1 protein-coding gene, 2 tRNA genes and 3 rRNA genes are annotated in these 5,603 nt (G+C 55.8%); all 6 read right to left on the bottom strand.

The window, feature by feature from the left end; translation table 11 throughout:
• Positions 1-141: 141 nt before the first annotated feature.
• Positions 142-253: ribosomal RNA gene (gene rrf, locus A3841_RS12625) — 5S ribosomal RNA — on the bottom strand.
• Between the two features lie 102 nt (positions 254-355).
• Positions 356-3,251 (bottom strand): 23S ribosomal RNA (locus tag A3841_RS12620).
• A gap of 226 nt (positions 3,252-3,477) precedes the next feature.
• Positions 3,478-3,554: transfer RNA gene (locus tag A3841_RS12615), tRNA-Ala, on the bottom strand.
• 13 nt (positions 3,555-3,567) lie between these two features.
• Positions 3,568-3,641, bottom strand: a tRNA-Ile gene (locus A3841_RS12610).
• A gap of 108 nt (positions 3,642-3,749) precedes the next feature.
• A 16S ribosomal RNA gene (locus A3841_RS12605) occupies positions 3,750-5,271 on the bottom strand.
• Together the 16S, 23S and 5S rRNA genes with 2 tRNA genes alongside form the textbook arrangement of a ribosomal RNA operon.
• A gap of 119 nt (positions 5,272-5,390) precedes the next feature.
• The coding region (locus A3841_RS20540) for a hypothetical protein (RefSeq protein ID WP_206073101.1) at positions 5,391-5,603 on the bottom strand (213 nt) is incomplete at its 5' end.

Raw genomic sequence — 5,603 nt, 5'->3', positions numbered from 1 at the left:
AGCATTTCATGTTACCATACTTGAGGCCCCATCCTTTTAGGTTGGGGCCTTTGCTTTGGCGTCTGTGGCCGGGGCCTTTGGGGGGTGGGGTATAAAAAGAAAAAGGGGCAGCGGGATTTCTCCTGCTGCCCCTTTTGGTGGGGTTGGCGGCCACCTACTCTCCCGGGGGTGAACCCAGTACCATCGGCGCTCCCGGGCTTAACTGCTCTGTTCGGAATGGGAAGAGGTGCTCACCGGGGCCATAGCCGCCATTGTCTTGGCACGGTTTCTATGCGTGCGCGAATGCTTTAGGTGACATGATATGTGGGGGAGAGACAAGGAAGGAAAAGTGAGAGCGGCGGGCCGGTACACCGGTACCGGAACGCGCCCGGGCAATTAGTACCGCTCGGCTTTACTATCTCTAGCTTTACACCTGCGGCCTATCAACGTCGTCGTCTTCGACGGCCCTTCAAGGGAGATCTCATCTTGGGGCGGGTTTCGCACTTAGATGCTTTCAGCGCTTATCCCGTCCGAGCGTAGCTACCCTGCGCTGCGGCTGGCGCCACAACAGGTCCACCAGAGGCTCGTCCAACCCGGTCCTCTCGTACTAAGGTCAGGACCCCTCAAATCTCCTACGCCCACAACAGATAGGGACCGAACTGTCTCACGACGTTCTGAACCCAGCTCGCGTGCCACTTTAATCGGCGAACAGCCGAACCCTTGGGACCTTCTCCAGCCCCAGGACGTGACGAGCCGACATCGAGGTGCCAAACCTCCCCGTCGATATGAGCTCTTGGGGGAGATCAGCCTGTTATCCCCAGAGTACCTTTTATCCTTTGAGCGATGGCCCTTCCATGCGGAACCACCGGATCACTATATCCGCCTTTCGGCCCTGCTCGGCTTGTAGGCCTCACAGTCAAGCCCCCTTGTGCTATTGCGCTCTGCGTACGGTTACCAAGCGTACTGAGGGAACCTTTGAAAGCCTCCGTTACTGTTTTGGAGGCGACCACCCCAGTCAAACTACCCACCAAGCACTGTCCCCCGCTTTACGAGGTTAGGCGCCAAGCAACTCAAGGGTTGTATTTCAAGGACGGCTCCACGATGCCTGGCGACACCGCTTCACAGCCTCCAACCTATCCTACACATGAGTTACCCAGCGTCAATGCTAAGCTATAGTAAAGGTTCATGGGGTCTTTCCGTCCCGTTGCGGGTACTCGGCATCTTCACCGAGACTACAATTTCACCGAGCTCACGGCTGAGACAGCGCCCAGATCGTTACACCATTCGTGCAGGTCGGAACTTACCCGACAAGGAATTTCGCTACCTTAGGACCGTTATAGTTACGGCCGCCGTTTACCGGGGCTTCGATTCAATGCTTCGCCCATTGCTGAGCTAACATCCCCTCTTAACCTTCCGGCACCGGGCAGGTGTCAGGCCTTATACTTCATCTCTCGATTTCGCAAAGCCATGTGTTTTTGTTAAACAGTCGCCTGGGCCTTTTCACTGCGGCCTCTCCAGTTGCCTGGAGGAGGCGCCCCTTCTCCCGAAGTTACAGGGCCATTTTGCCGAGTTCCTTGGCCGTGATTCACTCGAGCACCTTAGGATTCTCTCCTCGACCACCTGTGTCGGTTTGCGGTACGGGCGGCCATGCAGTCAAACACTTAGCGGGTTTTCTAGGGAGCCTGGTTAGGGACACTCGCCGCCCCCGAAGGGTTGGCGTACTTTCCACTTTCAGCTAGCCTGGCGTACTTCACAACCAAGCCACTACCTACGGTGTTAAGCGCACTATTCCGTCAGTGCGCGGTCCTTTCACTTCTCCGTCACCGCATCGCTATGCATGGCCGGTGCTGGAATATTAACCAGCTGTCCATCGACCTGCGCTTTCGCCTCGGCCTTAGGACCCGACTAACCCTGATCCGATTAGCGTTGATCAGGAAACCTTGGTCTTTCGGTGTGCGGGTTTCTCGCCCGCATTATCGTTACTTATGCCTACATTTGCTTTTCCGAGCGCTCCAGCGCGCCTTGCCGGCACGCCTTCACCGCCCTCGGAATGCTCCCCTACCAGTGCACATAGTGCAATCCGCAGCTTCGGTATTAGACTTGATGCCCGATTATTATCGATGCCCTCTCGCTCGACCAGTGAGCTGTTACGCACTCTTTAAAGGAATGGCTGCTTCCAAGCCAACCTCCTGGCTGTCTAAGCAAGTGGACCCCCTTTGTTCAACTTAGTCTAAATTTGGGGACCTTAGCTGGCGGTCTGGGTTCTTTCCCTCTCGGCCTGGGACCTTAGCACCCCAAGCCTCACTGCCGCGTATGTCTAGTGGCATTCGGAGTTCGTCAGGATTCGGTAGGATGTGACTCCCCCTAGTCCTATCGGTAGCTCTACCTCCACAAGACTCCACCGCGACGCTGCCCCTAAAGGCATTTCGGGGAGTACGAGCTATTTCTCAGTTTGATTGGCCTTTCACCCCTACCCACAGGTCATCCAAATGCTTTTCAACGCAAACTGGTTCGGACCTCCAACTGGTTTTACCCAGCCTTCATCCTGCCCATGGGTAGATCACAAAGTTTCGCGTCTACCCCCCCTGACTGCGCGCCCTGTTCAGACTCGCTTTCGCTGCGGCTCCGATCTTTAAAGATCTTAACCTTGCCAGGGAGGAGTAACTCGTAGGCTCATTATGCAAAAGGCACGCCGTCACCACACAAAGTGGCTCCGACCGCTTGTAAGCGCACGGTTTCAGGATCTGTTTCACCCCCTTATTCAGGGTGCTTTTCACCTTTCCCTCACGGTACTGGTTCACTATCGGTCTCTCAGGAGTATTTAGCCTTACCGGATGGTGCCGGTGGATTCAGGCGGGATTTCTCCGGTCCCGCCCTACTCAGGATACCACTAGGGCCAAGCAGCTTACGCACACGGGACTATCACCCCCTATGGTCAGGCTTCCCAGCCTGTTATGCTTCAATACTTGGTCCCACCTCGTGGTCCTACAACCCCGCAGCTGCCGTGACAGCTGTGGTTTGGGCTAATCCGCGTTCGCTCGCCACTACTTGCGGAATCACTGTTGTTTTCTCTTCCTCCGGGTACTTAGATGTTTCAGTTCCCCGGGTTCGCCCCCCGTAGGGTAGTGTATCTTCAATACACTGGGTTGCCCCATTCGGAAACCTGCGGATCACAGGGTATGTGCCCCTCCCCGCAGCTTATCGCAGCTTGTCGCGTCCTTCATCGCCTCTGAGAGCCTAGGCATCCCCCGTGCGCCCTTCTCTGCGTTCTCGGCCGGCCCCACAAGCGTGGGCCGGCCCGCCTCTCTCGCACCAGGACCCTATCGCTAGGGCCTAGTCATTTTCTTCTTATCTCTCTCCCATCATGTCAAAGAACGTTTTTTAGTTATGAGTTAAGCGTGAGGAGTTATGAGTTGTATTAACTCTTAACTTTCAACTTTAACTACTTTCCAAAAGAGAAGTAAAAACCAGCTGTCTTTACTTGAAATCAGTAATCGGTGGTGGAGAATAACGGAGTCGAACCGTTGACCTCCTGCGTGCAAAGCAGGCGCTCTAGCCAGCTGAGCTAATCCCCCAGGTACTTCGCGGTGGGCCTGCGTGGACTCGAACCACGGACCTCTACATTATCAGTGTAGCGCTCTAACCACCTGAGCTACAAGCCCGCTTCCTTGGCCGGGCCTGGCCGCCCGATAAAAATGCTGTTTTGAAAGGGATGCTTGAAACAGAACTACTAGCTTTAAGGATTCGCGGAGCCCGGAGGCCGTCCCTAGAAAGGAGGTGATCCAGCCGCACCTTCCGGTACGGCTACCTTGTTACGACTTAGCCCCAGTTACCAGTTTTACCCTAGACGGCTCCTTGACGGTCACCGGCTTCAGGTCTCCCTGACTTCCATGGCTTGACGGGCGGTGTGTACAAGGCCCGGGAACGTATTCACCGCGTCGTTGCTGATACGCGATTACTAGCGATTCCGGCTTCACGGAGTCGAGTTGCAGACTCCGATCCGAACTGAGACCGGCTTTTTGAGATTGGCGCCCCATCGCTGGGTGGCAACCCTCTGTACCGGCCATTGTAGCACGTGTGTAGCCCTAGGCGTAAGGGCCATGATGACTTGACGTCGTCCCCGCCTTCCTCGCTCCTTGCGGAGGCAGTCTCTCCAGAGTCCCCACCATGATGTGCTGGCAACTGAAGATAGGGGTTGCGCTCGTTGCGGGACTTAACCCAACACCTCACGGCACGAGCTGACGACAGCCATGCAGCACCTTGCTTTGTGCCCCGAAGGGAAGCTCCATCTCTGGAGCGGTCACGCGCATTCTAGCCTAGGTAAGGTTCCTCGCGTATCATCGAATTAAACCACATGCTCCACCGCTTGTGCGGGCCCCCGTCAATTCCTTTGAGTTTCACCCTTGCGGGCGTACTCCCCAGGTGGATGACTTAACGCTTTCGCTTGGACGCTGACAGTGTATCGCCAACATCGAGTCATCATCGTTTACGGCGTGGACTACCAGGGTATCTAATCCTGTTCGCTCCCCACGCTTTCGTGCCTCAGCGTCAGTTTCGGCCCAGCGAGCTGCCTACGCAATCGGGGTTCTTGGTGGTATCTAAGCATTTCACCGCTACACCACCAGTTCCGCCCGCCTCGACCGAACTCAAGCCCGCCAGTATCAACGGCAGTTCCACGGTTGAGCCGTGGGATTTCACCGCTGACTTAACGGGCCGCCTACGCACCCTTTAAACCCAATAAATCCGGACAACGCTTGCACCCTCCGTATTACCGCGGCTGCTGGCACGGAGTTAGCCGGTGCTTATTCACCAGGTACCGTCAGTTACTCCCGCAGGAGCGTTTTCTTCCCTGGTAAAAGCAGTTTACAACCCAGAAGGCCTTCTTCCTGCACGCGGCATGGCTGGGTCAGCCTCTCGGCCATTGCCCAATATTCCCTACTGCTGCCTCCCGTAGGAGTCTGGTCCGTGTCTCAGTACCAGTGTGGGGGACCATCCTCTCAGAACCCCTAGCCATCGTCGCCTTGGTGGGCCTCTACCCCGCCAACTAGCTAATGGCACGCATGCCCATCTTCCACCGCCTCAGCTTTGACTACCTTCGGATGCCCTCAAGTAGTGTCATGCGGTATTAATCCACCTTTCGGTGGGCTATCCCCCAGTGGAAGGTAGGTTGCATACGCGTTACGCACCCGTGCGCCACTAACCCAGTCCCCGAAGGAACTGGATCCGTTCGACTTGCATGTATTAGGCCTGCCGCTAGCGTTCATCCTGAGCCAGGATCAAACTCTCCATTGTAAGAAAATCTGCGGTAGCCCGAAAGCTACCAATGTGTCTGTCCGACCCCGGGCTCCTTTTCCCCTCCCGTTAAAGAAGGGGAAGAACCTTAAATCTTAATTTCTGTCTCAAGCAATCTCTCAAAGAACTTTGTCAGAAGCCTGTCGCTTCTGCTTGCCACCCTGCGGTGTCTCTTTCTCATTTTCCGCCGGAACCGTTCGTGCCGTAGCGGGGTGCAAAGGTCGGAAATCTTTTCTCAATTCCCAACTACCTTGCGGTGTTTTTTTTCTCTCTCTTTCCGCTGCCCTGCCGGCGGCGGCGCTTCCTTTCGAAGCGGGTTGCAAAGGTAAGAA

Origin of the sequence: Pontibacter flavimaris, assembly GCF_001907195.1 — a bacterium.
Classification (GTDB): Bacteria; Bacteroidota; Bacteroidia; order Cytophagales; family Hymenobacteraceae; genus Pontibacter; species Pontibacter flavimaris.
The sequence above is the reverse complement of the archived record's forward strand: the minus strand, read 5'-3'. Positions and strand labels throughout refer to the sequence as shown.